This window comes from Streptomyces sp. NPDC031265, assembly GCF_055570295.1.
In genome coordinates this window covers 10,796-36,689 of record NZ_JBVIHM010000046.1, presented here as the reverse complement: position 1 = coordinate 36,689, position 25,894 = coordinate 10,796, and the positions used below count along the sequence as shown (strand labels likewise).

Annotated in this window: 17 protein-coding genes and 7 pseudogenes; 13 read left to right on the top strand and 11 right to left on the bottom strand. The window is 68.7% G+C overall.

Features of this window, described 5'->3' with window-relative positions:
• Positions 1-149: 149 nt before the first annotated feature.
• Positions 150-506, top strand: a complete 357-nt coding sequence (locus ACZ499_RS37945; RefSeq protein WP_468681473.1) for a transposase — start codon at positions 150-152, stop codon at positions 504-506.
• A gap of 135 nt (positions 507-641) precedes the next feature.
• Here the strand turns inward: ACZ499_RS37945 and ACZ499_RS37940 are convergent.
• Both ACZ499_RS37940 and ACZ499_RS37935 read right to left on the bottom strand, forming a co-directional pair.
• A pseudogene (locus tag ACZ499_RS37940) lies at positions 642-1,190 on the bottom strand (IPT/TIG domain-containing protein); the annotation flags it as partial.
• Positions 1,132-1,877 (bottom strand): annotated as a pseudogene (locus ACZ499_RS37935) (IPT/TIG domain-containing protein). The pseudogenes ACZ499_RS37940 and ACZ499_RS37935, both read right to left, overlap by 59 nt.
• Before the next feature lie 677 nt (positions 1,878-2,554).
• On the opposite strand from ACZ499_RS37935, the gene ACZ499_RS37930 reads away from it, so the two are divergent.
• Positions 2,555-3,871, top strand: a complete 1,317-nt coding sequence (locus ACZ499_RS37930) for an ice-binding family protein (protein WP_468681471.1) — start codon at positions 2,555-2,557, stop codon at positions 3,869-3,871.
• Positions 3,872-3,957: 86 nt separating this feature from the next.
• On the opposite strand, the gene ACZ499_RS37925 is transcribed toward ACZ499_RS37930, so the two are convergent.
• The 4 genes and pseudogenes from ACZ499_RS37925 to ACZ499_RS37910 form a co-directional block, all read right to left on the bottom strand.
• Positions 3,958-6,342, bottom strand: coding sequence for a glycoside hydrolase family 44 protein (locus tag ACZ499_RS37925; RefSeq protein ID WP_468681469.1), 2,385 nt, complete (start codon positions 6,340-6,342; stop codon positions 3,958-3,960).
• Positions 6,343-7,109: 767 nt separating this feature from the next.
• Positions 7,110-7,304 (bottom strand): annotated as a pseudogene (locus ACZ499_RS37920) (IS701 family transposase); the annotation flags it as partial.
• A 175-nt stretch (positions 7,305-7,479) separates the two neighbouring features.
• Positions 7,480-8,283: a GNAT family N-acetyltransferase gene (locus ACZ499_RS37915; protein WP_468681468.1), complete on the bottom strand. Its 804-nt coding sequence runs from the start codon at positions 8,281-8,283 to the stop codon at positions 7,480-7,482.
• A 480-nt stretch (positions 8,284-8,763) separates the two neighbouring features.
• On the bottom strand, positions 8,764-9,663 hold the full coding sequence (locus ACZ499_RS37910) for a hypothetical protein (protein WP_468681492.1): 900 nt from the start codon (positions 9,661-9,663) through the stop codon (positions 8,764-8,766).
• Between the two features lie 120 nt (positions 9,664-9,783).
• On the opposite strand from ACZ499_RS37910, the gene ACZ499_RS37905 reads away from it, so the two are divergent.
• The 3 genes and pseudogenes from ACZ499_RS37905 to ACZ499_RS37895 all read left to right on the top strand — a co-directional run bounded on the left by ACZ499_RS37905 (position 9,784) and on the right by ACZ499_RS37895 (position 11,421).
• Complete coding sequence (locus tag ACZ499_RS37905) at positions 9,784-10,011, top strand: hypothetical protein (protein ID WP_468681465.1); 228 nt, start codon at positions 9,784-9,786, stop codon at positions 10,009-10,011.
• Positions 10,012-10,169: 158 nt separating this feature from the next.
• Positions 10,170-11,025 (top strand): annotated as a pseudogene (locus ACZ499_RS37900) (IS5 family transposase).
• A 219-nt stretch (positions 11,026-11,244) separates the two neighbouring features.
• Positions 11,245-11,421 (top strand): hypothetical protein, encoded by a 177-nt coding sequence (locus ACZ499_RS37895; RefSeq protein ID WP_468681463.1) that lies wholly within the window; start codon positions 11,245-11,247, stop codon positions 11,419-11,421.
• Between the two features lie 38 nt (positions 11,422-11,459).
• Here ACZ499_RS37895 and ACZ499_RS37890 read toward each other — a convergent pair.
• Positions 11,460-11,676: pseudogene (locus ACZ499_RS37890) on the bottom strand (ATP-binding protein); the annotation flags it as partial.
• A gap of 70 nt (positions 11,677-11,746) precedes the next feature.
• A complete protein-coding gene (locus ACZ499_RS37885; protein WP_468681462.1) occupies positions 11,747-11,899 on the bottom strand; it encodes a hypothetical protein in 153 nt (50 codons plus the stop codon).
• Positions 11,900-12,050: 151 nt separating this feature from the next.
• Here ACZ499_RS37885 and ACZ499_RS37880 point away from each other — a divergent pair, with 151 nt between their 5' ends.
• The 3 genes from ACZ499_RS37880 (at position 12,051) to ACZ499_RS37870 (ending at position 15,841) form a co-directional block, all read left to right on the top strand.
• Positions 12,051-13,124, top strand: a complete 1,074-nt coding sequence (locus ACZ499_RS37880; protein ID WP_468681461.1) for an IS630 family transposase — start codon at positions 12,051-12,053, stop codon at positions 13,122-13,124.
• A 109-nt stretch (positions 13,125-13,233) separates the two neighbouring features.
• On the top strand, positions 13,234-14,886 hold the full coding sequence (locus ACZ499_RS37875) for an oxidoreductase (RefSeq protein WP_468681459.1): 1,653 nt from the start codon (positions 13,234-13,236) through the stop codon (positions 14,884-14,886).
• Positions 14,887-14,971: 85 nt separating this feature from the next.
• Positions 14,972-15,841 carry an acyl-CoA thioester hydrolase/BAAT C-terminal domain-containing protein gene (locus ACZ499_RS37870; RefSeq protein ID WP_468681458.1) on the top strand — a complete coding sequence of 290 codons (870 nt, stop codon included), beginning with the start codon at positions 14,972-14,974 and terminating at the stop codon, positions 15,839-15,841.
• A 182-nt stretch (positions 15,842-16,023) separates the two neighbouring features.
• Here the strand turns inward: ACZ499_RS37870 and ACZ499_RS37865 are convergent.
• Together ACZ499_RS37865 and ACZ499_RS37860 are read right to left on the bottom strand one after the other, a co-directional pair.
• Positions 16,024-16,368, bottom strand: a pseudogene (locus ACZ499_RS37865) (IS701 family transposase); the annotation flags it as partial.
• A 37-nt stretch (positions 16,369-16,405) separates the two neighbouring features.
• Positions 16,406-16,650: pseudogene (locus tag ACZ499_RS37860) on the bottom strand (integrase core domain-containing protein); the annotation flags it as partial.
• A gap of 183 nt (positions 16,651-16,833) precedes the next feature.
• Here ACZ499_RS37860 and ACZ499_RS37855 point away from each other — a divergent pair.
• Entirely contained in the window at positions 16,834-18,675 is a 1,842-nt protein-coding gene (locus ACZ499_RS37855) for a sugar-binding protein (protein WP_468681456.1), read from the top strand.
• Positions 18,676-18,724: 49 nt separating this feature from the next.
• Here ACZ499_RS37855 and ACZ499_RS37850 read toward each other — a convergent pair whose 3' ends face one another.
• Complete coding sequence (locus tag ACZ499_RS37850; protein WP_468681454.1) at positions 18,725-19,768, bottom strand: YihY/virulence factor BrkB family protein; 1,044 nt, start codon at positions 19,766-19,768, stop codon at positions 18,725-18,727.
• A gap of 273 nt (positions 19,769-20,041) precedes the next feature.
• Here ACZ499_RS37850 and ACZ499_RS37845 point away from each other — a divergent pair, with 273 nt between their 5' ends.
• The 4 genes from ACZ499_RS37845 to ACZ499_RS37830 all read left to right on the top strand — a co-directional run bounded on the left by ACZ499_RS37845 (position 20,042) and on the right by ACZ499_RS37830 (position 25,791).
• Entirely contained in the window at positions 20,042-20,452 is a 411-nt protein-coding gene (locus tag ACZ499_RS37845; RefSeq protein WP_468681452.1) for a hypothetical protein, read from the top strand.
• A 236-nt stretch (positions 20,453-20,688) separates the two neighbouring features.
• Complete coding sequence (locus ACZ499_RS37840; protein ID WP_468681450.1) at positions 20,689-21,672, top strand: ABC transporter ATP-binding protein; 984 nt, start codon at positions 20,689-20,691, stop codon at positions 21,670-21,672.
• Positions 21,669-23,027: an ABC transporter permease gene (locus tag ACZ499_RS37835; protein ID WP_468681448.1), complete on the top strand. Its 1,359-nt coding sequence runs from the start codon at positions 21,669-21,671 to the stop codon at positions 23,025-23,027. Before ACZ499_RS37840 ends, ACZ499_RS37835 begins: the two co-directional genes overlap by 4 nt.
• A 4-nt stretch (positions 23,028-23,031) precedes the next feature.
• Complete coding sequence (locus ACZ499_RS37830) at positions 23,032-25,791, top strand: bifunctional YncE family protein/alkaline phosphatase family protein (RefSeq protein WP_468681446.1); 2,760 nt, start codon at positions 23,032-23,034, stop codon at positions 25,789-25,791.
• Positions 25,792-25,894 lie beyond the last annotated feature (103 nt).

Genomic DNA, 25,894 nt, shown 5'->3' with positions numbered 1-25,894 from the left:
CTCACATGAGACAACGGGGATTGCCGGTATTACGAGACATCAGATCAGCGGCATTCGCACCAGCGTCGAATCCGAGGAAATGCCACGGACCTGAGACTGAGAGGATGTCTCACGTGGTGATGGTGTGAGGTGCGGCATCATGGCTGTTCGTGGGTATCGATCTGTCGCAGCGGCTGGTTCCTGATGGCCTGTGGGAACTGGCCGCCCCGTTGCTGCCGTCGTTCAGCTCCCCTCCGCAGGGCGGCGGGGCGGCTCCGCTGGATGAGCGGGCCGTGTTTACGGCGGTGGTGTTCGTCCTGACCAGTGGGTGTACCTGGAGGCATCTGCCGCCGGTGTTCGGTGTGTCACCTGCGACCGCGCGACGGTTCACGATGTGGACCGAGGCGGGCCTGTGGCGTCGCCTGCATCGTGCGGTCCTGGATGAACTCGGTGCCAGGGGCGGGCTGGACTGGACCTCGGCGATTGTCGATGCGGCGTCCGTACGGGCGGAAAAGGGGGCTCGCTGACCGGGCCGAACCCGGTCGACCGCGGCCAGAAGGGCAGCAGACTGCCCCGGTGAGGATGACGGTGGTGCCGCCCGAAGACGGTCCCTGGCTCGGCGACACGGCGGCCAGGGAGGGTTGTGCCGCGTAGGTATAGGGGACCGAGTTGCTGGTTCCGCCGGGAGTTTTGACGGTCACGGCAACGGTGCCGGTTCCTGATGGGGCTACTGCGGTGATCTGCGTTGAGGAGTTGACCGTGTAGCCGAGGGCGGCTTTGGCGCCGAACGTGACGGCGGTGATGCCGACGAAACCGCTGCCGTTCAGGACGACGTTGTTGTTGCCTACCGCAGGGCCCGTAGTGGGTGTGAGAACGGGAACGGCGGCGATGACGGCGGTGGGCCGGACTGCTCCCGCCGCGGGTGGGCTGTCCTTCACGGTGTCTCCGTAGCGTGTCGGGCGGGCTGGGGAGGCCGAAGTGAGAGCTGGTCGGGTTGCCCTGCCTCTGCCTTCCTTTTGGGGGGCGGGCAGAGGGGCCCCCGGCCCAGGGTGGGGTTTGCGGGCCGGGGGCTTGGAGGCGGACGGGCCCTGACGGGCTACCACATCCGCTCCGGACGGGCCGGCCGCCGAGCGGCCGGCCGCTGAGGGGCGGTCAGATGCCGGGGCCGGCGATGTAGGTGAACGCGTCCGCGAGGATCGCGGTGCCTGCATCGTTGGTCACGACGACGTCGACGGGACCGCCGGTGCCGGGAGGCGTGACGGCCGACACCGAGGTGTCGGAGATCATGGTGAACGGTGCCGGGCTGCCGTCGAAGGTGACCTGGTTGGTGCTGGTGAAGCCGGTGCCGGACAGGGTCACCGCGGTGCCGCCGGACTCCGGTCCCTCTGCCGGAACGACCGCCGTCACCGTCGGGGCGGCGACGTAGGTGTACGAGAGCCCGTTGTTGGTGCCTCCGGCCGTGGTGACGCTGACGCCGACCGAGCCGGCCGCGCCGGCCGGTGCAACGACCGTGAGCTGACTGTCAGACACCACCGTCGGCAGCGCGCTGTTGGCACCGAAGGAGACGCTGGTGGCACTGGAGAACCCGGTGCCGTTGAGGGTGATGACGTCGCCGCCCGCGGTCGACCCGAAGGACGGGCTGAGGGACTGCTTGAACGGAGCCCCGACGTAGTAGAACGGGATCGGGTTGCTCGTTCCTCCCGAGGTGGTCACGGTGACGCCGACCGAACCGCTGCCCCGGAGGGAGAGACGGCGGTGACCGTGGTGGGCGAGACATTGGTGACGGAGGTGGCGAGCCTCGTGCCGAAGCGCACGGCTGTGGTGCCCATGAGGCTGCTGCCGGTGATCGTGACGAGTGTGCCGCCGCCGCTGGACCCTTGGTTCGGGCTGATAGGCATGAGTGTTCCTCCTTGCTCGGTATGCGGTAGATTGCCGAGCAGTGATGGGGCGTTCGGTCCGCTTACGTCCCGGATGAGGGCTTGCCTACTCTCGTGTCCACTGGCCAAGTGGCATCTCGATGGCCTTGCGCCGGTGCCCGGTCGACGGTCTGCAGCCGTCGGCGCTGTGCGCAGGGCCTCTCGAGAATCACAGTCCGTCAGGCGTCAGCTGGCGCCTGATCAGGGGGCTTACCCGTGTCTGTTTGCGGACTCGAATGCCGCTGATACGGACACGAGAATCAACCCAGCAGAGTGACAAGCCGACAAGGCTTTCGTCGCAGAATCAGCCGTTCAGGTGAGCGCCACGGCGTGAAAACGGGTCACATCGGCGGCGCATTGACGAAGGTCTGTTCGAACATCGATTCGATGCAATATTCGAGATTGTTGCGGTGGCGAAGCTACGGCCCCAGTGAACGTCCGTGCTTTGACGCGGAAGTAGTCGCCGCGCGGCACACGGTGTCGGCTGGATACGCGCCCGCAAATATGTACCTCTTTCGGGTGGCATATTCTTCCCACCCTTGCCACGTGCCGTGGACCAGTGGGCTACTCCGAAGAGGAGAACCACTGCAGTCATCGATGCAAGGGACCGGCCGACGACGCAGCCCGCCGATCGGCCGTCGGACTCAGGGAGCGCCCCCATGGCGGTCATACCGAATCAGGGATCCACGGGCGGGGGCGACGCGGTGACGCTCACCGGTAGCCACTTCACCGGCACCACCAGTGTGCGCTACGGCACCCGCCCGGCTGTGAGTTTCACGGTGCTCAACGACTCCACCACCGCCACCGTCACCCCCTCCGGCCACGGCCCCGTCCCGGTGTCGGTCACCACCCCCGGCGGAACTGGCGTCGTCGGAAGTTTCTACTACCTGCCGCCACCCTCCTTCCGCCTCACTCCGCCTCCCGTCGGCCCCTTGGCCGGCGGCAACACGGCGACTCTCACAGGGCTCGGCCTCTTCACCACGTACGAGGTCCTCTTCGGTGCGCAGGCCGCAGCCTTCACCGTCGACTCCGACGGTCAACTCACTGTCACCGTGCCCGCGGCTGCCTCCTCAAGTCCGGTGACGATCACCGTACGAACCAGGGGCGGAACCGCCGGTGGGGTCGTCTACACCTACCTCGACTCGCCGTCCATCACTGTTCTCACCCCGGACAAAGGGCCCGTGGGCGGGGGCAATCTCGTCGTCATCACCGGAACCGCGTTCTCCTACACCACTGGGGTCACCTTCGGTGGGACCCCCGCCCTGTCCTGGCGGATCGCCTCCGACACGGAGATCCACGCCCTGCTCCCAGCGGGAGAACTCGGCCCGGTCGACGTCTCCATCATCACCCTCGGCGGCACCGCGACCGCTTCGGACGCGTACACCTACCTGGGAAGCTTCGCGGTGCTGGGCGGTGCGTCGGTCACCAACACCGGCGCCTCCGAAGTCACCGGGGATCTCGGGGTGAGCCCGGGAGTGTCCGTCACCGGATTCCCGCCCGGTCAGGTGCACGGCACCATCCACATCACGGACGCTGACGCCCTTCAGGCTCACGCCGATCTCATCGCCACCTACGACACCGCCGTCGCCCAGCTCCCGGACGCCGACATTTCCGGGGACCTCGGCGGCCTGACGCTGACTCCCGGCGTGTACAACGCCCCCACGTCCCTCGCTCTCACCGGCACGCTCACCCTGGACGCCCAGGGCGACCGCAACGCCGAATGGGTTTTCCAAATCGGATCCACGTTGACCACGGCAACGGCCAGCCGTGTGCTCCTCATCAACGGCGCCACGGCCAGGAACGTGATCTGGCAAATCGGAAGCTCAGCCACTCTCGGCACCGGCACCGCCTTCACGGGCAGGATCCTGGCCCTGACATCCATCACCGTGAACACCAGCGTAACCATCCAGGGACAGGCCCTGGCCATCAACGGCTCGGTCACTCTCGACACCAACACCATCACCCGCCCCTGGTGATGACTGAACCGCCCCGGCTCGACACACGACGCCGAGGGCTGGCCGACCCCTGCTGTTCGGGGTCGGCCATGCGTGTGTGGGGTGGGTCAGCGGGGCGCGTTGCGTGCGGGTGCGTGGCCGACGGCCGGGGTGGGGGCGGCTGCTGCCGCGGTGCCTGCGGTGGTGCAGGTGGCGCCGTTGAGGGTGAAGGTGCTGGGTGCGGTGTTGGCGCCGGAGTAGGCGCCGTTGAAGCCGATGGTGGTGGACCCCCCAGTGGGCAGGGACGCGTTCCAGCCGACGTCCTTGACCGTGACCGCGGCGCCGGTTTGCGACCAGGTGCCGCTCCAGCCCTGGGTGACCTTCTGGTTGCCGGCGAAGGTGAATCCGAGGTTCCAGCCGTTGACCGGTGCCGCCTGGTTGGTGATCTTCACGTTCGCGGTGAAGCCGGCGCCCCAGTCGGTGCTGATCTGGTAGGCGACGGTGCAGCCGCTCGTCGTGGCCGGGCCGGTGGTGACCTGCAGCGGAGCCGACGGAGGTGAGCTGCGGCCCCCGGTGTCGGTGGCCACGACGCGGAACGTGTAGGAGGTGGCCGGGGTCAGGCCGGTGACGGTGGCGGTGGTCGTCGACGCGGGGACGGTGGCCAGCGGCGCCGTGGTGGCCGGGTCGCCGGCGTACACGCGGTAGTCCGCCAGGGGGGAGGTCCCGGGTGTGGCGGCCGGCCAGGTCAGCGTCACGCGGTCGGGGCCGGTCGCGGAGGCCGTGGGAGTGCCGGGTGCCGAGGGCGGGGTGGCCTGGGCCGAGCCGGCGGGAATGACGTACTCGGTGATGGAGTACGCCGGGAAGGTCGCGGTGAAGGAGCCGCCGCTCAGTGGCTGATCGGCCGGGTGCTGGATCGCGGTGGGGGCGGCCTGGCCGTAGCGGTAGACCTGCGCCGCTGCCGGATGCGCGGTGCTGCCGGTCACGGAAACGGGTGCGCTCAGGTCGCCGGTGGTCTTGTTGATCACCATGACCGTGGTGGCATGGTCGCTGCTGCGCTCGGCCGCGTACACCGACAGCTTGTCCTGGTCGGCGCTCGCGGCCTGGACGGAGGTGTCGCCGAAGGTGCCGCCCTGGCCGTCGTAGTTCAGGAACATGCGGAAGGCGTACGCTCCGGGGTCGGTCGCTTTCGGCGGTGACCACAAGGTGGCCAGGTCCAGCCCCTCACGTCCGAAGATCCCCAGCACGTCGGCCTCGGCCAGGCCGCCGTCGATGTGGTCCAGCGCGCCCCAGTTGTACTCCGAGATGGCCAGCTTCGTACCCGGGTAGTTCTGGCCGACCAGCGAGCGCATGCGGGGGATGAACTCGATCGGCTGGTTGATCCAGCTCTCGTCGACGTAGGAGCGATCCCACAACTGCCGGGTGGAACGCAGTCGCAGGGCCTGCGTCGCCGCGTCGTCCGCACTGCCGGACACACCGGACTGCTGCGGGTAGATGTGCTCGTCCAAGTAGTCCAGGATCCGGCGCCCGTGCGCCTGCTCGTAGGCCTTCATCTGCTGCAGGTACCACGGGGCGAACTGCACACCGCCGTGCGCGGCGGCGTCCGGCGGGTTCGACCAGCAACTGCCCCCCTGCTCGCCGCACACCTGCTGATCCAGGCCGGAGTAGATCAGCGAGTTGAAGCCCCAGCCGACCGGGCCGAGGGTCTGCGCGGCCGGGTCGGCGTCCTTGACCGCCGCGGCGGTGGCGTAGGTGCTGTCGCGCAGTTCGTCGTAGCTCGCCCCGGCCGGGTGGACATCGCGGTGCGTGCCGAACCACAGGTCCGGTTCGTTGTCCAGGTCGTAGAAGCGCACCCCGCCGCTGTCCGCGGTGCCGTAGGCGCTGTCGAGGTACTGCACCCAGCCCTTGACGAAGTCCGGGCCCGCAGGCGTGCTGGTCTCGCCCGGATCGTTGCCCGTGATCAGGGTGCCGTCGGGCTTCTTGCCGTTGCCGCAGTCCGGCCGCCACTGCGCGTCGGTGTCCTGCTGAGGACCGTACTTGGCGATGCTGAACCCGCAGCGGTCATCGCGGCCGGCCGCCGTCCAGCCGATCATCGGCAGGGTCATCAGCGTGTCGGTGCCGGTCCTGTGGTTCTGGTCGACGAACTTGTCGGCCTGCGATCCGGCGGGCAGGGCCGCGGTGTCGTTGCTGTAGTGCAGGTCCTCGAAGTACCAGTCGGACCCGGCGTTGTAGGCGTCGAGCTTGTAGTTGTAACGGGTGGTGGCGTTGCCGCCCCAGCGGCCCACCGGCAGGCGCAGTTCCTTGGCCAGTGCCTCGTCGGGGAAGTTCATGCCGTAGATGTGGGGGTCGATGGCGTGCCGCCCGCTGGTGGCGTCCACAGTGATCGCCGGGCCCGCGGTGGCATCGGCCGCCCGCACCGATCGCCCGGGCCCCGTGCCGGCCGCCGGCGCCGCCCCGGCGCCGGCCAGCAACACTGCGAATGCCGCCAGGGCGGCCGCCTTGTGTGTCGTACGCATGGTCTCCTTCTCAGCAGCCGGCAGCACGGGCGGTACGGCCTGCAACGCTCGAAGCGTGCGATCGGCACGTACCGTCAGCAGCGCCGCGGCCTTGGGTGGGGGATGGAAACGACCGCGCTGTGGGAACCCGTCTCACCGGCCGGTGGGCGGGCGAGACAGGACGCTGCGGCCGGCGATGGCGTTGCTCGGCAGACGGCGCAACTCCTCAACTCGCCGCTAGGTGGGGCCAGTCGATATATGGGAGCGCTCCCATATAGGAGTCTGGAGGGCCTGGATCGGAGTGTCAACACGTACGCACAAGCGTCCACATGGGCGCGCCCTGCACTCCGCGGCGGCGAGCACGAACGAGCCCATCCCCGGCTGGCCGCTCAACGCCGTTCCACAGCCGGCGACCGGCCTGTTTGGCCGACCGCGCGGTCAGCTCGATTGCCGAGCAGCACGTCGGCAAGGGCCTCGCCTTGGCCTTCGTCGTTGTAGCCGGCGAACACGATCGAGGCGACCGTGGCCGGTATGCCTCGATGGCCACCGGCCCGTCGGACTGGATGTCCAGCACCGTCCTCGGGAGACTGTTACGCACGGTTCTGTGAGAGCCGGAGGGTGAGACTCCCTCCGGCTACTCGGCAGTGGCCTGTTGGCGGGGAGTGCTGCCGGGGTGTCACCGGCGGGGCGGGCCTTCGCCATCTGGTTCCGGCGAACAGGTCTCCGTGCCGCATGTCAGGGCAGTGGCGGGCGCGTGCCTGGTGACGTCGCCTCCACTGTGACCAGTTCAGTCCGTCCGGGGTCGCGTGACCTGCATATTCGGCCAGCTGCCAGCCGTTCTTGCGGCCCACCGGACCGAGCAGACCACGCACGTAGTCCCGCATCCGCCGCCGGGGCCCGGCCAGGGCGAAGCGGGCGCCGATCCGCAAGAAGAGTTCTTCGAGTTCCCGATCCCATACGCCTGTCGGAGGCTCATCAATCACGCTGAAGAACTACTCGGACACGCCCACGGACATGCGACAGAGCCCTCGTTCGAAGGAAATGTCGGCGAAGGCCCTCGCCCGCCTGTGACGCCCCGGCTACCATCCCCGCCAGCAGACCACTGACAGTCGAAATACCGAAGTACGGCTGGAGTGCTAAGTCACGCCGCGGTGGTGGTCATTGTGAGGACCACCAGGTCGAGGAGGTGACGGCGGTGAAGCCCAGCGATTCATAAAGCGGCCGTCCGAGCCGTGAGGCGGTGAGTGTCACCGGCAGGTTCGACATGGGCGCGAGCGAGCCGAGCATGACGGCCCGCCCGGCGCCGCGGGAGCGATGCGCCGACGGCGTGCCGACCCAGTAGTGGCTGCCGGACCCGTCGTGGACGACGGTGACACCGGCTCCGACCGCCTCGCCATTGAGGACGGCGACGAACACGTCCACGCCTGGCTGCTCGGTCAGTGTCGTGGGGAACATCTCGCCGGGACGGTAGGGGGCGAATCTGGTCAGCTCGAAGCCCTCGATCACGATCCGCTCGGCAGCCTGCAGCTCTTGTGCCCGCTGCACCGGGATCACCTCCATCGCGGGGGCGCAGACAGGGCCGGGCGGGCGCACCATGATCGGCATCTGCCAGTTGCGCATGCCCAGATGGCCGAGGTCGGTGGAACTGAACGGATCCTCAACATCCACCGGGCCAGTCGATCGGGCAGCCAGCTCGGTCAGCTCGGCGAGCTCGGACGCGTCGGGGTCGGGTTCCTGCAGCAAGATGCGTGTCCCGGCGCGCTGGCCGCCGAGCACGGCGAGGAAGCCGCGCCGGTGGATCACGTCGTGGCCGCGGGAGTTTCCGGTTGCGGCCCAGAACGCGGCGGAGTTGCGGGCCTGGCGTGTCGCCGCATCGTCGAGGGCTGCGGGGTGATCCGGACGGTCCTGCCTGCTCCGATCCGCGACATGGGTGTCGGGGGTGGTCTGCCAAGTGTCGGCCATGGATGGCTCCTGTTCAGTCACTGTGCGGTGATCCAGGCGAAGGGGCAGGCGGGGCCCGAGTGGAAGCCGACTCAGGTCTTTGTCATGCCTCCAACCTAACGACGCAATCTCCCGGACAGTTGGGCCGATCTCAACTGAGATTTCTGGGCCATTCGCCTGCTGCGATCGCGCCCGAGAGTCGATGCCGTCGGGGGAGGGCGCTGTTCATCGCCGGCCCATGCTCGGGCGCCGTGCCGTGCCGGGCTGAGGGCGGCCGTGTCAGGCGGGGACCTGCAAGATCTTCGTGACGAGGTCACGAGGTGTGATGCCGACAGGTGTCATTCGTCGTAGTACTCACCGTCGTCACCCTGGACCTGGCCTTCATCGCGATGGCGGTCTGCCGCATCTTGATGATCAGAGTGTTGGCGGGATTCTTGGCACGGATCTCGCCTGAGTCCCAGCGCAGGGCGGTGCCCAGTTGTGCCTCCGTCGGGTGTGTGATCACCTGGGCGATCCAGTGTCGCGGCCCATCCCAGCTCTGCGGCGCCGGAACCATCTCCAGCTCCGGGTCCGCCGCCACTGCGGCCTCCCACTCCGCTGCGGTGATCTCTGGCTTCTTCGTCCCACCAGTTCTCGCGGCGGGTGATGTGAACGTCGTAGCCCATGGCCGTGACGGTAGGCGACGACACTGACAACGATGAGGCGCAGCAAATTCGCCCTCGGGTCACTCACGATCCAGAACACCCGCACCAGTCGCTCGCTCGCGGCGGTTGTCCTGGTGATCGCCGTGGTGGCAGCGGTACTGCTCCTGCGGGGCGGCGATGATGAGAGGACCGCCGCCCCCTTGAAAGACATGGCCGTGCTCCGCTCTGTCGTGCCCGACCCGGGCAGTGTGCCGACGGGCTGGAGCCGGCCATCGAAGGTGATGTCGAAGGCGTTGAGTGCGGCCTTCCATCGTTGGGTCCAGCGTTTGCGTCTCTGGCCGGTGGGGTCCAGGCTCATGTCGGCCATGGCGACGACCATCAGGCGCGGCACGCCGTCGAGGTCGAGGCGGCACTGACGCTCGGTGGCGAGGCCGGCCAGGGCGTCGTGGATGTCGGCGACTTTGCCGCGGTGCGTCACCGTCGGCAGGTCCTTCGCCCACAGGTGGGCGACCCGCTTGGCGTCGAGGATCAGGACGTGGGCGGCCTGATGCAGGAGCTGGGCGATGATGGTGCGCAGGATGGTCGTGCTGCCCCCGCCGCTGCCGGGGCAGACCGGGATGTGCGGCGCGTCGTCGATGTCGACGGCGATCGCCCGTCCATCGGTGTTGATGCCGATGAGCGCCGCCGCGGCGGGCAGCGCCTCCAGCTGCGCTGGGCTTACGAGGGCGTAATCTTCGAGCCGTCCGGTGTCGACCACTCGTCTGCCGCGGCAGGGTGCTCTGCCGGTGCTCTCCGCACGCGACTGCATCCTTTGGACTACTGCGTTTTCGGCCTTGTGGAGGACGATCTTGCGGCACCGCCGCGAGAGGGTTGATCCGTGCGAACAACCATCGGATACACCGTCGAAAGCATCGGCTACGTCGCAGGAGCCCAGGGGCTTGTCAGCTTCGCCTCGCAGACCTTCTTCGGCACGGAGTGGGGCTGGATGCACAAGGTCGTCGACCTTCCGTCCACCGCTTACCTCGGCATCGTCGCCATGGGGCTGGCGCTCATCGTCGGCGGGGTGAAGACGCGGAAGACGCCCCAGCGCGAGAAGGTCGCCTGACCGGCGCGCCTTTCAGCCCGCAGGGCGATGCCAAGCGTGCCCGGTGGCGTGGTGGGAGTGTGCGTTACGTCCGATCTTCCTTGGTTCGTGATCGGTCGATCGTGGTACTGATCGCCGTCCGGGCGTCTGGTGAGCATGTCCATGTTGAGATGCGGGGTGTGAAGAGAGAGCCGTACCTCAGTGACTTATCGGACGAGCAGTGGGCGTTGGTCGAGCCGATGATCACGGCCTGGAAGCAGGACCGGGTGGCGCGGTCGGCGACCGGCGAGCCAGGGCTTCTGCGACCTCTGGGAAGTCGTGAACGCGATCTTCTGTCAGAACCGGACGGGCTGCCAGTGGCGGTACTTGCCGCACGATCTACCGGTCCGGTCGGCGGTGTTCTCCTACTTCGTCCTGTGGCGTGAGGACGGGCTGGACCAGCGGATCCAGGAACTCCCGTGCTGCCAGGTACGGGAGAGAGCCAGGCGATTAGAGGCCCCGTCCCTCGTGGTCATCGACACGCAGTCCGTGCGCGCGGCTGGCCGGTGTCCCGAAGGCCACGACGGGCTGGACGCCAACAAGAAGGTGTCGGGGCGCAAGCGGGAGCTGGCCGTCGACGTTCTGGGGTTGATCATGGGCGTCGTCGTGCTGGCCGCCTCCGTCCATGACAACGCCGCCGGCACGGCCCTGCCCGACGAGGCTGCCGAGCGGTGCGGGATGCGTCTGGAGAAGGCCCTGGTGGACCAGGGCTTCAAGGACGACGTCATCATCCAGGGCGCGTTGTTGGACATCGTCGTCGAGGTCGTCCGCCGCAACCCTGCTGACCACGGCAAAGGATTTGTCCCGCAGTCGAAGCAGTGGGTGGTCGAGCAGACGAACGGCACGTTGATGCTGCACCGGCGTCTGGCCTGTGAGTACGACCACCGGCCCGACACTTCCGCCTCACGCGTCTACTGGGCCTCCACCGCGAACATGACCCGCCGCCTCACCACCCCCACCCCCACCTGGCGCGACACCCTCGGGCTGGCCGCGTGAACGTCGCCGACCTCCTCGCCGACCTCCGGGCCCAGCACGACGAGGTCACCGACCGAGCCGCAGAACTACGTGGTCAGATCGAGCACTTGACCGCGGCCCCTGGCCGAGACCGAAGCCCGACTCGCGGGCCTGGCCACCGCCCGGAAGGTCATCGCGGAGGCCGCGCCGGCAGGAGCCGAACCCGGCCCGCCCGAGACGGGCACCGCCTACCAGGACATCGTGAACGCCTTCAACCAGCACCCCGGTCAGGTGTTCAGAGCCCGTGAGCTGCACGAACTCCTCGGCATGCCCACCGACGAAGCGACCGACAACATCACCCGCAGCCGCCTCGGACGCCTCACCCGCCAAGGCTTCCTCACCCAACCCGCACGAGGCCGCTACCAGAAACGGACTTAACGCTCACTGAGGCGCCACCGGAACCTATGAAGTTTCGGCGCCGCCTGCACACGTGCGCTGCAAAACATGCGTTTTCCGAAGCTCTCGTTGGAGGCGATGGCGAGGCTGTTTTTCTCCTCGCGTTCGGTCAGCACCTGAAAGAGTAACTCGGCTCCGTACCAGCCGAGTTCCGTGTATCTAAGCTCGTCGACGCATAAAGGATCGACGTGACCCGTAGCGGGCGACGGTCTTCAGCTGCCTGTCGTCCGCAGCCTCGGGCACCGGGACCAGACGGTTGCGTCGGAAGTAGCCGATATCGCCCTCTACCCCGCCCTTCTCATGAGCGTCAGAGATACCCCGGGCGGCGGTAGAACACCTCCAGACCGCAGTGCGAGCGGAACGCGGTCCACCGCTCGGTTTGCACCCGCGCCAGGGTGAACCCCAGCACTTGGGAGACAGCCGCACTCATGCTGTCGTACCGGACCTTGCCGGTCGGCACCCCTCTAATATGCGGGTCTCGATGTCAAGCCTCTGGCTGCGTTTGAGAAGCTGTCCAAGACACTCTTGTTAACTGCTACTGACGAGGGCGTTTTGATGTCGTCTCGCCGAGGTTCGCTGACGGATGGCCCTGACGGCGCTATGTCGTTGGTGTGAGATACGCGCAAGGCGGCGGGTTGGACGCGGCGGGGCGGGCGCGCCGCGAGGCTTTGCGGATGCAGGCGGCCGCGATGTTCGTCGAGAACGTCACGTCTTCGGAGATCGCCGAGCGGCTGCGGGTGACGGTGCGGTCGGTGTACCGGTGGAGGGCGGATTTCATGCGCGGGGGGACGGCGGCGCTGGCAAGCCGGGGCCCGCTGGGGCAGCGGTGCAAGCTCAGCACGAAGTCGCAGGCCAAGCTGGCCCTGATGCTGGATGAGGGCCCGGCGGCGTTCGGCTGGGACGAGGACCAGGTGTGGACCGGGGCTCGGGTCGCCAAGCTGATTGGCCGCAAATTCCATGTCTCCTACAGCGCCGACGCGGCAGCCCGATTGATCCGTCGGCTCGGCTTCACCCCGCAGATGCCGGCGCGACGGGCCGCCCAGCGCGACGAGATCGCGATCGCCGCCTGGAAGGAAACAACGTGGCCTGCGATAAGGACACAGGCCACGCTCGGCGCCTTCGTTTGCTTCGAAGACGAGACAGGCCAGCATCTGACGCCACCGCGCGGCCGAACCTGGGGACGGCGGGGCCAGACGCCGATCGTGAGGGTGGCCGGGCGCGGCTCCGGGCGGGTGTCGATCGCCGGACTGATCGCTGTCCGTCCAGGGGCGCGCACGAGACTGTTCTACCGGCTGCGCATCCACCGCCGCCGCAAGAACGAGCGGCGCTCCTTATCCGAACGCGACTACATCGGGCTGATCGACGCCGCCCACCAGCAACTGAGAGCCCCGATTATCCTGGTCTGGGACCGGCTGAACACCCACATCTCGGCGACCATGAAACAGATGATCGCCGAACGGGCCTGGCTGACCGTCGTGCTCCTCCCGGCCTACGCCCCGGACCTGAACCCGGTCGAGGGCGTGTGGTCCCACGTCAAACGCAGCCTGGCCAACCTGGCCGCGCTCACCGTCGATGCGCTGGAGACGCTGATTCGCAACCGACTCAAGCGCCTTCAGTACCGGCCCGCCGTCCTCGACGGCTTCGTCGCGCAGACCGGCCTGACCTTCAACCCGCTACCGCCATGAATTCACGGGACGCCGTCGTCGCAGACTTGCCCGCCGCGACCGTCCGCCCAGCGCGCAATCCCCTTGCGCCGCCGACCCAGCGCGACGATGCTCAAATGCCGTGAGTAGCTTGGAGATCAGTACGCTGACGAGCACCGAGGAGCGACTCTGGCACGCTTTCCCCACCGGTGCCCTCGTCGACCTGCGCTCCGGACCCGACGACGGCCCCGATAAAGCGACGTCCTGGCCGCGCACCCGTGACGTCCGCGCCGAGGTGATCGCCGCGCTGCTGAACGGCAGCGGGCCTGATGCAGGTGGCGGCGCGGGCGTCAAACTGGCGGGCGTCCGTGTCGTCGGGCGACTCGCGCTCGCCCACACGCAAGTCCCCTACGCACTCGACTTCGAGCGGTGCTTCTTCGACGACGACCTGGACCTCGCCGAAGCCGAGACTCGCAGTGTGCGTCTGCGTGGCTGCTACCTCACCGGGCTGGAAGCCTCGCGCGCCGAGATCCGCGGCGAGCTTCAGGTGGAGGGCTGCCGCCTCGGCGGGATCGGCCTCTACGCGGCACGCGTCTTCGAGATCGAGATCAGCGGGACCACGATCACTGCGCCCCCGCCCGAACTGCCTGACCCCGACGCCGACTGGACGCCGCCGCGCGCCGCCGTCTACGGCGACCTGCTCGTCGTAGACACCGCGATGTACTGCCACGACGTTGTCGTGGACGGACAGTTCCGGCTCCCGGGCGCGCGTATAGGCGGCTACCTGCATCTGGACGGCGCCCAGATCACCCATGAGGAACCTGACCGCCCGCCCACGCCCGCCTTGCTGGCGCAGGGGTTGCGCGTCGACACCGGGATGTTCGCGCGCCGTGGCAACACCCGAGCGGAGAATAGGTTCACCGTCATCGGCGGTGTCGACCTCAGCGGCGCCACGATCAAGGGCGGGCTCATGCTGCCCGACGCCGACCTGGTGGACGACCGCAGTGGAACGGCGCTGCGCGCGGATCACATTTCAGTCGAGGGCGGCGTCAATCTGTCGGGCGTGACGGCTTCGGGCGCGGTCCGGCTCGACTCGGCCCGCGTCGTCGGGCCATTGACGCTGAGCGGTGCGCGACTGGGCACGCTCGACGCCTCCGGCGCGCGCGTCGAGGGGGCGATGGTCTGCAATGAGGGCTTCAACGCGCACAGCCTGGATCTGCGGCGGGCACGGACTGCGACGTTCGAGGATGACGCCGCGTCCTGGCCCGTCAAGCTGCGCCTGGATGGTTTCGTCTATGACGAACTGATGCCGTTGCCGGCGGCCGGGACGCGACTGCCGTGGCTGGCTCGTGACGCGTATCAGCCTCAGCCTTATGAGCAGTTGGCCGCGCGCTACCGGGCAGTGGGGCGTGACGGCGAGTCACGGCGGGTGCTGCTGGCTCAGCAGCGGCGGCGACGTGAAGCGGCGGGCGTGCCGGCGAAAGCATGGGGCCTCCTCCAGGACGCAACGGTCGGGTACGGGTATCGGCCGTGGCTTGCCGGGCTGTGGTTGCTGGGCCTGCTTGCCGCCGGATCCGTCTACTTCGCGTCCCACCACCCTGCGCCGCTGGGCACGGGCGGCCCGCATTTCAACGCGGTCGCCTACACGCTCGACCTGCTAGTGCCGGTGGTGAGCCTCGGTCAATCGGGGGCGTGGAATCCGAGCGGGTCCAGTCAGGTGCTGGCCTATGCACTGATCATCAGTGGCTGGACACTGGCCACGACGCTGTTCGCGGGAGTCACACGAATCCTGGTGCGACCTTGAGATGGCAGGTCTCTCTGCGGCTGACGCGCCAGTCACGAGATGACATCAAACCGTCGTCCTCAGTAAGCGCCGAGCTGGGGAGCTTGTGGACGTTGTTGAGCACGAGCTGAGCCATCCTTGGGAAGGCTTTCTCGCCGCTCCCGCGCACGACAGTGACGTCGGCGTTGTGGTCCTGGCCGGTTCCAGTGGACGCATCGAACGCGAGAGAGTACGCATCCTCGCTCACCACGGCATCGCTGCTCTGTCCATCCGCTGGTTCGGCGGGCCAGGGCAGTCTCTGGGAATCTGCGAGATTCCCTTGGAAACCTTCACCGGTGCGGTCGACTTCCTCACCGCGAGCGGGGCCCGACGCATCGGCATCCTCGGTGTCTCCAAGGGGGCTGAAGCAGCTCTGCTCACGGCCGTGTACGACCCGCGCGTGGACGTTGTTATCGCACTGTCGCCCACCTCGCGAGTCTGGTGCAATGTGGGTCCGGGACCCGACGGGGAACAACGCCCGTATCGGTCTTCATGGACCTGGAGGGGGCAGCCCCTGCCTTTTGTCCCGATGGATGACTCCTGGACCCCGGTCAACCCGGGCAGCGGTCCGGCCGCCATCCGCGGCTGGTACGAACTCAGCGAGCGGCGCTTCGCTCACCTGCTCCCTCGGGCAGAGATCCCCGTCGACAAGGCCCGGGCCGATCTGCTGCTCGTCGCCGGTGGCGACGACGCGATGTGGCCTTCTCTCCGTTTCGCCGAACAACTGGCAGAACGCCGACGCTCAGCCGGGACCACCGCGCATCTCATCGCCCGCCACGATGCCGGCCACCGACCACGTTTTCCCGGCGAGAGCCCTGCGTCGGCCTCCCCACACTTCCTGTATGGAGGCACGCCCGAAGCTGACGCGCTCCTGGGAGAGGCTGCATGGCCACACATCCTCGACAGGCTTGCCGGAACGGCTCCCTCCAGTTGCTGACGTCCTTTAGTGCTGCAATCACAGTTATGGGGTGTGTCCGCGCCGTTTGTAGTGGCTGTTGCGGGCGCGTGTCTGGCTGAGTCTTCGCCAGTGTGACCAGTCAAGATGGTGCTGGATGGTGAGGTGGGCGGCGTGGAGGAGGTGGCTGATGAGGCGGCGTATCTCTGCCACGGACAGCGGTATCAGGCCACCGCTGTTTCCCCTTTTGAGAGTTCGTGGGCGCGGACGGCGGTGAGTGCGGCGAGGGCGGCCATGGCGAGGGTGATGTGTCGGTACCAGGCGTGGTAGAGACGGACCTGGTAATGGTCCAGGCCGCAGTCGCTTTTCGCGGTCTGGAAGCATTCTTCGACGGCCCAGCGGGCGCCGGCCACCCTGACCAGGTCTTTCAGCCGGGTGCCGGCAGGCCCGTAGCAGACGTAATAGGCGAGGTCGTTCGGGTCTTTCAGGCTCCTGCGGGCCAGGAGCCAGTGGCCGTGGCCGTTCTCCCACCAGATCCGGATGGGGATCCGCGCCCACTGGTACATACGCTCGCGGGTCTGATGCAGGGTTGGGTGACAGGTTCGGTCACGCGGCCTGGATGGCGGGTGTGGTCATGACGGTTTCGAATTCGACGGGGGTCGGCCGGCCGAGCGAGGCTTGTCTGCGGCGTCGGTGGTAGTTCCTCTCGATCCAGGGCAGATCGCGATCCGCAGTTCCTGACGGGTGGCCCATGAACGGCGGTCGAGGACGTTCGTCTGCAGCAGGCTGAAGAACGACTCCATGGCTGCGTTGTCGCCTGCAGCTCCGACCCGGGGCAAAGCCGTGAGCATCGCGCGCGAACAGCCCGATTGGACGACAGGCAGGGATCACTTGACGCTCTGCGACGCGTGAGGATGTGTCACTCATGGTGCGAGGGGGAGCAGCCGCTGGCCGGCAGGCTGGCCTGATGACGTGCGTTCGCTGATGACATCAGGCGCCGCTCGTCGCACACTGCCGGTGAAGGGAGGGCTGTCTTGCTGCGATGCGGGGTCCGACAGATGCTGTGGGCGGGGTGCACGGCGCTCGGCGTGGTCGTCAGCGTGCTGCCCCTGGCGGCAGACACGGCACGGGCGGGTCCGGTGCCGACCGACTCCTTGGGGAGGACGGATCCGGCGCACACCGATATCCTGTTCGTCGGGGCCCACCCCGATGACGAGTCGTCATCCTTGGCCACCTTCGGCCAGTGGCAAGAGCGGCGAGGCCTGAGCACCGGCGTCGTCACCATCACCCGGGGCGAGGGCGGCGGGAACGCGGTCGGCACCGAAGAGGGGGCAGCTCTCGGCCTGATCCGTGAGGGCGAGGAGCGCAAGGCCGTACGGCGGGCCGGCATCCGCAACGTCTTCTATCTCGACAAGCCGGATTTCTGGTACACACTCTCCGCTCCGCTGACCGCCACGGTCTGGAACCCGTTGCCCCAGCCGGCGACGGACACGCTTTCGCGGCTCGTCCGGCTGATCCGGGCGACCACCCCGCGCGAAGTGGTGGTCATGGATCCGCGCCCGTTCCACCAGCACGGCGGACACCAGGAGGCGGCACGGCTGGGTGTCGAGGCGTTCCAGCTCGCCGGCGACCCGACCGCGTTCCCCGGGCAGATCACACGGGAGAAGTACCCGGCCTGGAAACCTTCCCGACTGCTCGCCACGAATGGCGGTTTCCCGGGGCCCGCGGGGGAGAAGTGCGGCAAGTACCAGGCCAAGGACCCGCACACCGGGCTCCCCGTCATCGGTGTGTGGACCGGCACGACAGCGCGCGGACACTCGGGCAGGACCTGGGCGCAGATCGAGCGGGACGCCACCCGCGAGTACGTCACCCAGGGTTTCGCCTCCCTGCCCCCGACGGTCGAAACCCCACGGGCGAAGCTGCCCTGCGAGTGGTTCACCGTCCTGGCCGACAGCCGTACACCACAGGCTCCCGCCACACGCGAACAGCCGGGCCTGCGCCCGCTGTACGCCGACTTCCGCGCCTGGGCCCGGCGGATGCGGATGCCCTGGCTCGCCAATGACGCCCAGCCCGCGTATCCGGCCAACCCCTCCGCCAGTGTGCCCTCCGTGGCCGAGGCTCCCGTCGTGGACGGTGTCGCCGGACCGGAGGAGTACCCCGGCCCGGCGCTACGGCTCACCCACTGGGAGGGCGAGCGATGTGCCGACGAGAAGGACTGCGCGGCGGACGTCAGCTTCTCGCGCCAGGCCGATGACCTGTACGTGTTCGTCCGCGTCGCCGACGACATCAAGGGGTACGCCCTGGACGCCGGAGCCGACTGCAAACGCCACTGGCGCACCGACGCCGTCGAGGTCGCCCTCGACCCGCAAGGCCGCTCCGACGACACCTCGACCACTTTCAAGACCGGCATCCTGCCCTTCACCAAGGACAGCAAGGGACCCTGCGCGGAACGCGACGCCGACAACCGGCAGGGACCGGCGAGCCGCACCGCCCCGGGCCTGGCCGTCGCCTCCGCCGTGACCGATCCGTACGAGGGGTACGCGGTCGAGGTCAGGATTCCGCTCGACGGGCTGCCCGCCCCCGCCGATCCTGAGCGACTGGCGGTCAATATCCTCCTCTACGACTCCGACACGGCGGACCGGACCGGTCAGACGCGTCTGGCCTGGTCCCTCTTCGGCAGCGCCCAGGCCGATCCCTACGTCTGGGGCACCTTGCGCCTGCCCGGATACGTCCCGCCGCCCGACCAGCCGGTGCAGCCCGCGCGGATTCCCGAGGAGGCCGCCCGGAGCAGCGGCTCCACGGCATCCGTCGAGCAGGCCCGGCGCACTGGTGTCCCTCTCGCGGGCGGTCCGCGACGACCACGGCAAGGGGGCTGACCTCCGGCTGGTATCGAGACCGCCCACTGTGATCGGGCAGGCGTTGCGGTCAGACCTCGCCCAGACGGCGCCGGTCCTCCTCGTCCCACTTCCTGGTGTCACGCGGCGCCGCGTAGGGCTCCTCGTCCGGTGGCAGGCCGCCGGCGATCGCTCGCTGGCGCACGATCTCCGCGTCGAACTCCAGGCCCAGCAGGATGGCCAGGTTGGTGATCCAGAGCCACACCAGGAAGACGATGATGCCGGCCATCGCGCCGTAGGTCTTGTTGTAGGACGCGAAGTTGGCGACGTAGAACGCGAACGCACCGGAGGCGATCATCCAGATCAGCAGGGCCAGGAAACTGCCCGGGGTGATCCATTTGAGGCCCTTGACCTTCGCGTTCGGGCACGCCCAGTACAGGAGCGCGATCATGAGGGTGACCAGGGTAGCCAGGACGGGCCATTTGGCGATCGACCACACTGTCAAGCCGGCGCTTCCGATGCCGAGTGCGGTGCCTGCCTGGCGGGCGAGGCCGCCGGTGAAGACCACGATCAGTGCGCTGATCACCGCCAGGACCATCAGGACCATGGTGAGTCCGATCCGTACGGGAAGGAGCTTCCAGACCGGCCGGCCTTCGGGCATCTCATAGACCGCGTTGGCCGCGCGGATGAACGCCGCGACGTAGCCCGACGCCGACCACACGGCCAGGACCAGGCCGACGATCGCCATCACCGAGCCGAGGCCCGCGCTGCCCCGTAGTTGCCGCACCGCGTCGGTGATGATGTCCCGGGCCGGTCCGGGCGCGAGCCGCTGGACGTTGTGCAGGACCTTGTCGGTGGTCGACTGACCGGTCATGCCCAGGAGCGACACCAGCACCAGCAGCGCGGGAAACAGCGACAGCACGCCGTAGTACGTGAGCGCCGCCGCGCGGTCGCTCAGCTCGTCGTCCCTGAACTCCCGAAGGCTGCCTTTGAGTACCGCACCCCATGCTCGCCTCGGCAGCTCTGTCGGCGTATCCGGCGCCGCCCGCTGCACCTCCGGCGGCGGGCCGGCCTCCCGTGCTGCCCCACCGGTGCTGCCGTTGCCATTTCGCCCTCGGAGGTGCCACTTCGCCATGCGCGCCGGGTACCCCGGAGAGCCGGTTTCACGCCAACTGTTCCTTCCTGGACGGTGCGCTCCCGCCCTGTCCGCCCGTCCCGCGCGGGCTCATCTCGTCGCCAACTGCCGGGAATTGCCGCCGGGTGCCACGCTCGACGGCTGTTGCAGGGCAGTGACAAAGGCCGGGCAACGCGTTCGGGGCGAGGGGCATCTTCTCAGGTAAGAAGCGAGCAAACAGCATCAACTCACTGAAGCGTGAGATCTAGGGCTTTTCGACTGAGAGGGATTTTCATGGCCATCACCAAGCGGCACTCCCTGCGTATCGCTGCCGTGGGCGTCATCAGCGCGGCGTCCGTCGTTCTCGCGGGAACCGTTGCCTCGGCCGCCACCCCGGCGACCGGTAGCTCCGTCGCGCAGGCGACCTCCGCCAAGGCCGGCATCACCGCCAAGCCGTCGGTGACCTCGGTGAAGGCATGGCAGCTGTTCCGGGTCACCGGTACCGCGACCGGTCTGAAGGCGGGCAGCAAGATGGTTCTCCAGCAGAAGCAGGGCAAGAAGTGGGTCAGCCTGCCCGCCGTGACGCAGCTCAGCTCCAAGGGCACCTACTCGTTGGGCGTCAAGCTGGGTCTCAAGGGCAAGAACGACCTGCGCATCCTGAGCGGGAACGTGGCTTCGCCGGTGTTCAACGTGACCGTTCACTGACCTCCGTACCTCCCGCGCGGGTCCCCAAATGACCCGTGTGCACAGACCGACAGCCCGCGGCCGTTCCGGTCGCGGGCTGTCGGCGTTCCGCGGGATCTCCGGCTCTGGATCCCGTTCGCCGTCGGCGCGTCAGGTGCCGGTCTCCTTCCGTTCCTTGTGGCTTCAACTGGCCTCCCCTGCCCGCGTCTTGTGTCGTCTCTATGTTCTGTTGGGGGTTCTTCTGGAAGAAGGGATTCATGGACACACTGCCGGCGCTGCAGGCCTGTGGGATCACCAAGTGTTTCGGCGACGTCATCGCACTCGACGGCGTCGATCTGGATGTGGCGCAAGGGCAGATCCATGGCCTGGTCGGACCGAACGGCGCGGGCAAGACGACCTTGCTCGGGCTTCTGCTGGGACTGGCCGTCGCCGACAGTGGCCGGCTGGAGATCCTGGGGACGCCGGTCGGGCGCGAGCTCGCCGCTCCCGACGGGGTCGCCGGCTTCGTGGACGGACCCGGCCTCTACCCCTCGCTCACCGCCCGGCAGAACCTCGCCGCCCTGGCAGCCCTGCGCGGCCACTTCGCGCGGACGGCGGGGATCGACGACGTGCTCGACGAGGTCGGGCTCACCGATGTCGCCGACGACCGTGCCCGCGGCTTCTCCCTCGGTATGCGCCAGCGGCTCGGGCTCGCCGCCGCCCTGCTCACCAAGCCCCGGTTACTCGTCCTCGACGAACCGGCCAACGGCCTCGACCCGGCAGGAAAGAGACACGTGCACGGTGTCCTGACCCGGCTCGCCGCCGACGGAACCAGCGTCGTGCTCTCCAGCCACCGCATGGACGACGTCGAAGCGCTGTGCTCCGAGGTCACGATCCTCGCCGCCGGACGGGTCGTCTTCTCCGGCCCGCTCGGCAAACTCGCCGCCGAGAACCGTGAACTCGACTACCGGCTCATCACCTCCGACCCGTCGGCTGCCCGGCGGCTGGCGGACGAGACGGACGGGGCCAGGACCGTCGACGACGCCGAGGGGCGACGCGACTCCGGCGTGCTCGTCGTGCGCGCCCTGGTGCCCGCCCTCGACGAGTTGGTGAGGCGGCTCGTCCACGCGGACATCGCGCTGCGCGAGCTCGCCCCGGTGGCCTCGCCGCTCGAAACCGCCTTCCTCTCCCTCACCGAGCCGCTCACCGAGAAGCCGATCGCGCGACAGCAGCGGATCGAGCCGCAGGAGGCCGGACGATGACCACGGCCGTCGCTGCTCCCCACGCTTCCGCCGCCCACCGCGTCCCGGTGGTGCGCGCATACCGCTTCGAGCTGGTCAAGCTCGTCTCCCAGTGGCGTATCCGCCTGCTGGTGCTCGCCTGCTGGCTCGTGCCGGGTGCCCTCGTCGCCTTGGTGGCCCAGCAGAGCACGCTCCCCACGGACACGCTCTTCGGCCGCTGGATGCACGCGACCGGGTGGGCCGGACCGCTGGTGACGCTCGGGTTCTGTGGCAGTTGGGCGCTGCCCCTGCTGACCTCGGTGGTCGCCGGTGACGTGTTCGCCTGCGAGGACCGGCTCGGGACCTGGCGCCATCTCGTCGTGGCGGTGCGCTCGCCCCGGCGGATCTTCGCGGCGAAGGCGCTGGCCGGCCTCAGCGTCATCGTGGTGCTCGTGGTGGGCCTGGCCTGTTCCAGTACGGTCGGCGGGCTCGCGGCGGTCGGCAACCATCCACTCGTCGGCCTCGACGGGCACGCGTTGGCACCGTCGGACGCCGCTTGGAAGGTCGTGCTCGCCTGGGTCTGCGTGCTGGCCCCGACGCTGGCCCTCGCCGCGATCGGGCTGCTCGGCTCCGTCACCCTGGGTCGCTCACCGATGGGACTGCTGCTGCCGGTTCTCGTCGCGCTCGCGATGCAGCTCGCCCAGATCCTGCCGCTGCCCGTAGCCGTACGCCTGGCCCTGCCCGGTTACGCGTTCATCGCCTGGAACGGACTGTTCACCAGCCCCGCGCAGGGCAGCCCGCTCCTGATCGGCGTCGTGGTGAGTCTGCTGTGGGCCGTGACCGCCACGGCGCTGGCCTACCTCCTGTTCGTACGCCGCGACTTCACCAACCCGGCGCACGACGGCCCGGGGCGTCGCGGGCTCACCGTCGCGGTGCTGCCGTTCGCCGGGCTGCTCGCCGGGACGGTGGCCGTCGTCGCGGCGGCGACCACGGCCGGTGGCTCCGGCATCGAGCAGGAGAAGGTGCAGCGCTCGCTCGCCACGGAATTCGCCCACCTCTATCGCACGCAGACCGAGCAGCTCAACCGGCCCGCCGTCACCGAGGCGCAGCTGAAGGCCACGGCGGCGTGCACCAAGGGCAACGTCAGGACCGGCGCCCACGGGCCGGGCAACGACTGGCGCTGCGTCGTCTCCTGGCACCTCCCCGGTGTCGAGGCCACCGGACAAGCCGTGTACCAGCTCGATGTCGGCGCGGACGGGCGGTTCTTGGCCGACGGCGACGGGCCGAAGGAAGTGAACGGCTACTTCTTGGTGCGGACCGCCACTGGGGACGCGCCGAACCCGCTCTGGCAGTTCGACGGCAATGTCGATCTGCTCTCCGCCACCCCGAAGGGATGACTCCATGCAGGTCACACGCCGCCGTCGGAGTGCCGAGGAGAGGCGCTCCGGCTCTGTCGGCAGGCGTATCGGCAGACGCCCCGGCCGGCGAACCCCCCTGGCGACGGCGGGCGTCGCCGCCGTCGCCCTCGCTCTCGCCGGCACCGCCTTCGCCCAGACCGACCAGTTCGGCACGGCCCAGGTAGGCCAGGTCACCCAGCACGGCCAGGTCATATCCAGCGACCAGTTCATCGCCCCGTTCGGTGCCCGCTTCGTCATCAACAACGGCAAGATCATGTCGTCCACGGTCAGCCCGGACGGCACCCACTTCGCGGCCTCGCTCGCAGACGGGGGGCTGGCGCTGGACATCGTGAACCTGCAGAGGGGGAAGCTGCAGCAGCGCATCGGCAACTCCGCATCGGCCGACCTGCGCATCAGCGGCAACGACGTGGGCCAGGAAGGCCCGACGTACTCGCCCGACGGCAAGCAGCTGTGGCTGGGCCAGACCGACGGCTACACCAAGTTCACCGTCAACGCGGACGGCAGCCTCGCCAGCCCCGTGGCCGTCAAGATCCCGGCGGACGGCCCCAAGCACGCGCTGGTGGGCGCGGCGGCGTTCTCACCCGACAGCTCCACCGTGTACGCGGCGGTCAACGGCCAGAACCGGGTGGTCGCCATCAACGCGGCGACCGGGGCGGTCCAGCAGAGCTGGGCCGTGGGCAGCGCCCCGCGCGGCATGGCCTTGGTCGGCGCCAAGCTGTACGTCAGCAACGAGGGCGGCCGCCCGGCGCGGCCTGGCGACACCACGGTCAACTCCTACAACACCCAGGTGCCCGCAGACCCGGTGACCGCGGCGACCACCACCGGCACGGTCAGCGTCATCGACGTGGCGAACCCGAGTGCCGCCGTCGCGAGCATCGACGTCGGTCTGCACCCCGCCGCCGTGTACGCCAAGAAGGGCGCGGTGTTTGTCACCAACACCGCAACCAACGACGTCTCGGTCATCGACCCGGCGAAGGACAAGGTCGTCCAGACGATCTCCACCAGGCCGTGGCCGGAGGCGTCCGTGGGCTACGAGCCCAACGCGGTGACGTTCTCCCGCGACGGCCGCCTGCTGGTGACGCTCGGCCGGGCCAACGCCGTCGCCGTCTACCGCTACACCACCCCGCAGGAGCCGGTCAGCTATGTCGGCCTGCTCCCCACGGACTACTTCCCCGCGGAGATAACCACCGTCGGCAACGAGGTGCTGGTCTCCAACACCCGCGGTATCGACGCGCGCCGCCCTTCCAACAGCGCCGGTCACGGCACCCACGACACGACATCGAGCCTGCAGCGGTTCCTGCTGCCCAAGGACAGCATCATCAAGGCCCAGACGGCCAAGGTCTTCGAGCAGAACGGCTGGACGCCCGGCTCGGTCACGCACGGCCAGGGCAACGCGCAGCCGGCGCCCGTTCCCGTACGGCTCGGCGACCCGTCGACGATCAAGCACGTCTTCCTGATCGTCAAGGAGAACCGGACCTACGACCAGGTCTACGGGGACCTGCCGCAGGGCAACGGCGCCCCGGCGCTGGCCGAGTTCGGTGAGAACGTGACCCCCAACCAGCATGCGCTGGCCAAGCAGTTCGGGCTCTACGACAACACGTACGACATCGGCACGAACTCGGCCGAGGGGCACAACTGGCTGATGCAGGCCGACAACCCGGAGTACACCGAGTCCATGGCCGGTGAGTACGCGCGCAGCTACGACACCGAGGACGACGCCCTCGGCCACCAGCGGACCGGTTTCCTGTGGACCGGCGCCCAGGCCGCCGGGCAGTCCGTACGGGACTTCGGCGAGTTCCAGCAGTTCCTGACCAAGCCGGCGGGCGCGAGCTGGCAGAACCTGTACTGCGACACCAAGAACATGCGCTCGACCGGACAGGACACCGCCTACCCCCTGGTCTCGTCCTCGCCGATCCCCTCGCTCAACGACGTGTCGGTGCACGGCTTCGCGAAGTTCGACACCAGCGTGCCGGACATCTACCGGTACGAGATCTGGAAGCGTGACTTCGAGAAGAACGGGCCGGCGAACCTGAACATGTTCTGGCTCTCCAGCGACCACACCGGCGGACCGCCGAACGCGGCCGCCCAGGTCGCCGACAACGACCTCGCCACCGGCCGGCTCGTCGACACGATCTCGCACAGCCCGTACTGGAAGGACTCCGCGATCTTCGTGGTCGAGGACGACTCCCAGGCCGGCCTGGACCACGTCGACGGCCACCGCGCCCCGATCCAGATCATCAGCCCCTGGGCCAAGCACGGCGTCGTCGACAGCCACTATTACTCGCAGATCACGATGATCCGCACCATCGAGCAGATCCTCGGGATCCACCCGATGAACCAGAAGGACAGCGCGGCCAGCCCGATGGCCGCGGCGTTCACCGCCACGCCGGACCTCACCCCGTTCAGCGCGCTGCCCAACCGCACCTCGCTGACGGCGGGTCTGACGGTGCCGCCCACCTGCGGCGAGGATGCCCCGGCGCCGCAGAACCCCGCCGCGGCGGCCGTTCCGACGGCGAAGGTGCGCGCGGACATGCAGAAGCTCGCGGCGCAATGGGAGACCTGGAAGTCGCACCAGCGGCTCACCGGACCCGACGCCAAGCCCGACTTCGCCAACCCCGCGCAGATGAACCACTTCACCTGGTACCAGACGCACGCGTGGGCGAAGCCGTATCCCGGCGAGAAGAAGATCTACGCGCCCGAGGACGTGCCGGGCGCCTACATCCCGTCAGCCGATCGCGAGTGACGCAGTGGATGCGGACAGGGCCCCGGGGGGGGGGGGGGGGGGGGGGGGGGGGGGGGGGGGGGGGGGGGGGGGGGGGGGGGGGGGGCGGGGTTGCCCTGTCTTC